This window comes from Staphylococcus sp. EG-SA-15 (assembly GCF_017151895.1).
Taxonomy (GTDB): domain Bacteria; phylum Bacillota; class Bacilli; order Staphylococcales; family Staphylococcaceae; genus Staphylococcus; species Staphylococcus aureus.
The window spans coordinates 1-4,181 of sequence record NZ_JACVZN010000055.1; the positions used below are offsets into that span (position 1 = coordinate 1).

2 protein-coding genes are annotated in these 4,181 nt (G+C 33.8%); both read right to left on the bottom strand.

From position 1 onward, the window contains the following. Positions 1–2,701: SdrD B-like domain-containing protein (locus tag IDG64_RS14220; protein WP_206171346.1), on the bottom strand; the 2,701-nt coding region annotated here is incomplete at its 3' end. Between the two features lie 394 nt (positions 2,702–3,095). Beyond that, positions 3,096–4,181 (bottom strand): SdrD B-like domain-containing protein (locus IDG64_RS14225; RefSeq protein WP_206171347.1); only part of this gene is annotated, 1,086 nt, incomplete at its 5' end.

The following is a 4,181-nucleotide window of genomic DNA, read 5'->3' on the forward strand; positions in this document are numbered from 1 at the left end:
TTGTAACTGTTTGTGTTAAGCCAGCAGGCTTTTCAAAAATAACTTTGTATTTACCGCTATCTAAATTATCGAAACGATATTTACCATTTTCATCTGTTTTAGTTGTTCCAATTACTTCGCCTTTTTCGTTTTGCAATGTAACTGTCACATCTTTAATACCTTTTTCAGTTGAGTCTTGTTTGCCGTCTTTATTACTGTCGTACCAAACATAATCACCTAAACTGTATTTTGGTGTTTTATAGAAACCACTGTCTAATGTCATATTATCTGCATCTTTAATGACACCTGTTGTTGTTAAACCATTAGAATCTTTATCATCAGCTGTAGTATTTTTAACCGTTGGCGTGTAACCTGCTGGTGTTTCAAATTCTACTGTATAGTTACCATTATCTAAATCTGTAAATTTATATTTACCCGAGGCATCAGTAGTAGTTGTACCAATAACTTTTCCAGTACTATCTTTTAATGTAACCTTAACATCTTTGATACCAGGTTCATTAGCATCTTGGATACCATCTTTATTTGTATCTTCCCATACATAGTCACCAAGATTATATTTAGGTTCTTTATAAAAACCAGTGTCTAAAGACATATCATCTTTACCATTAATTTTAACAGTTACAGAACTACCATTTGAGTCTTTTTCACCATCAGTTGTTCCATTTACTTTTGTTGGAAGATATCCAGCTGGCGTTTCGAATTTAACTGTATAAGTTTCTCCGTCTTTCAAACCACCGAATTCATAATGACCGTTAGCATCTGTTCTTACTGATTTTGTAGTACCGTCTGGGTAAGTTAATGTAACTAAAACGTTTGCCATTGGCTTTTCTTTCGAATCTGTACCTTGGACACCGTCTTTATCAACGTCTTCCCATACATAGTCACCAATTTTGTATAACTTTTCTTCAGGTTTAACAGTACCGTCACCACCGCCAGAGTCATTAGAAGTTACGATGAAGTTTGAATATCCTGCATAATTATAATAACCATATTTATCAGTTGTTCTCATACTAGTACCTTGAGCAATATCTAGTTCGCCATCTGATGTAGGTGTATATTTACTAACAACTTTGATAATATAGGCTGAATTAATATCACCAAAATCCAATGTTGCTACATTATTACTAAATGATTTTTTATTATCAAATTGACTTGTTACATCTTCGTATTGACTAAAATCATAGATTCTATTACTTTGAGGCAATTGTTGATTAGGGTTAACTTTATAAACTTTTATTTCTGTATTTTGGTCAATAATGGTACTACCATTTCCTAGTTTAATATTTCCATAATCATCTACTTGACTACCAGCTATATCAACTTTAGTGTTAGTTGCTGTTTTTTTCAAAGGATTAACATAAATTTGTTGTTCAATAGTTTGTTTGTTTTCATCTAACTTTGTAAAGATAGATTGAATGTTTGAATCACCATGAACCATTGGGTCTTGATAATCAACAGAAACGTTTTGGCTAGTTTCTTTACCTGCTGTTGCAAACGTTAAATTCAAACTAGTTTCATTAGGTACTGCTTGCTTATCAATATATGAGTATAAAGTTAAACGTGCTTTTATATCTTCATATTTATCTACATAATCTGTAAATGTATATGTGATTTGCTTAGTCGCTTTATCAAATGTTCCTTTGGCAATAACCTCTCCTGATGGATCAGTAATATCGATAGGATCATTTTTATCTGTTAAATCCGAAGGAATTACATTCTTATCATAATTAATCGTCATTGTATCGCCTTTTTTGACTTTATTGTCAATTGTAAACTCTGTATCATATTCAATATCTTTACCGTCATGCGCTGCTGCCACATTATCTTTACCATCGCCAACTTTGATCGTCTGTTTCGTCACTGTAATTAAATCATTTACATTATTTGACGCAACTGCTGCTGGTTGTGCAACTGCAAAACGCATTTTCGCATTTAATCGTTTTGGTGCAACACTTGTTGGTGCTGTAGCAACTGGTTTAGTTGAATGATTAGTGTTATTTTCACTTCTAACTAATTCTTTTAATTTTTCAGGATCATTTTTAAGATCTTCTTTTGATACATTTACCGTTTGTTTTGGATTAGTTGCATCTGTAACTTGATTGTCTACTTTTGAAGGCGTTGGTTGCGGTTGTGAATTTTCAATATTTGTAGATTCTTGAGGTGTAGTTGGTTTTGTTTGAATTTCACTTGTAGATGGTTTTGTAGTTACATCGTTATTTGTATTATTTGGTGCTTTCTTCTCTTCTAAAATAACAGATGTATCTTCTGTCGCAGTTTTATCAGTTGAAGGTTTAACATTTTCTTTTTCAATGTTTTGAGGCTTAGTTTCAGTTGTAGCTGTAACGTTATTTTGCTGTTTTTGAGTACTTGATGAAGTTGATTCTTTTTTAGCTTCTGGTTGTGAATCAGTATTTGTTTCTTTCTTAATTGGATTTGTTGAATTATTTTCTGTTGTCGAATTATTTTCAGTTTCCGACACTACTTCTTTATTATCACTAGTCGTTGCATCATCTTGTTTTGCATTTTCTGTACTAGTGTTTTCAGCAGCTTTAGCTTCTTGGTTCCCTAGACCAAAAATCAATGTCGTACCTACTAAAATCGATGCAGTTCCTACAGTATACTTTCTAATCGAAAATTTGTTTAAGTGATTTGAAATCATACCCTTTTTTGTTATTGCCTTTTTATTATCCCTGTTAATCATATAAATCTCCTTTAAAATATCAATATTTGCAAAAAATTAATATTTTTACATATGAAAATTTGTATTCCCATCGTAATACATTTTTAGATAAAGCACAATACTTTAAATAAATTTATTTATCTAAGACTGTTATTTTACACTTTGGTTTGAATAAATTAATTCTAGTAATTTTTAATTATTCGTTTGTCTTTTATATCAATTGTTTTAAATGGTTTGATACTGTGTTTAATTGCTTTTCTTATTCGTTTGTACTTTTAATGTAAAGATGAATTAAATTTATGTTGATTTATGTTATATTTTTTAAAAAAATTGCACTATTTAATCTCAAACATAAGATACATTTCATAAATTTTGAAATAAAAAACCAGGCCTCACGGACCTGGTATAAGCTGTATTATTTATTTTGTTTTTTACGACGACCGAATAACAATAATGATCCTAATGCTGCGAATAATCCGCCAAATAACGTTGCGTTATTTGAGCCGCTATTTTCATTACCTGTTTCTGGTAATGCTTTTGCTTTATTGTGATGGTCTTTAGTAGTACTCATTGGTTTAACAGGTGTGTGCTTACCTGCATCTGAGTCTGAATCACTGTCTGAATCTGAGTCGCTATCTGAGTCTGAATCGCTGTCCGAATCTGAGTCACTATCTGAGTCTGAATCGCTGTCTGAATCTGAGTCGCTATCTGAGTCTGAGTCGCTATCTGAATCTGAATCACTGTCTGAGTCTGAGTCGCTGTCCGAATCTGAATCACTGTCTGAGTCCGAATCGCTATCTGAATCTGAGTCACTATCTGAGTCTGAGTCGCTGTCTGAGTCTGAGTCGCTATCTGAGTCTGAATCACTGTCTGAGTCTGAATCACTGTCTGAGTCTGAGTCACTATCTGAATCTGAGTCACTATCTGAGTCTGAGTCGCTGTCTGAATCTGAATCGCTATCTGAGTCTGAATCACTGTCTGAGTCGCTGTCTGAGTCTGAGTCGCTATCTGTGTCTGAGTCGCTGTCTGAATCTGAGTCGCTGTCTGAGTCTGAGTCGCTATCCGAATCTGAGTCGCTATCTGAGTCTGAGTCGCTATCCGAGTCTGAGTCGCTGTCTGAATCCGAATCGCTGTCTGAATCTGAATCACTGTCTGAATCTGAATCGCTATCCGAGTCTGAGTCGCTGTCTGAATCTGAGTCGCTGTCTGAGTCTGAGTCGCTATCTGAATCTGAATCGCTATCTGAATCTGAGTCGCTATCTGATGTATCTTCTTCGAAGTATCCGTTATCAAGTGTGAAATCATCATGATCCGTAATTGTTACGTCAACTTCGCCACCATCTGCATCTTTATCATCTTCAGTTGTATTTGTACCTGTTTGTGTTAAGCCAGCAGGCTTTTCAAAAATAACTTTGTATTTACCGCTATCTAAATTATCGAAACGATATTTACCATTTTCATCTGTTTTAGTTGTTCCAATTACTTCGCCTTTTTCATTTAA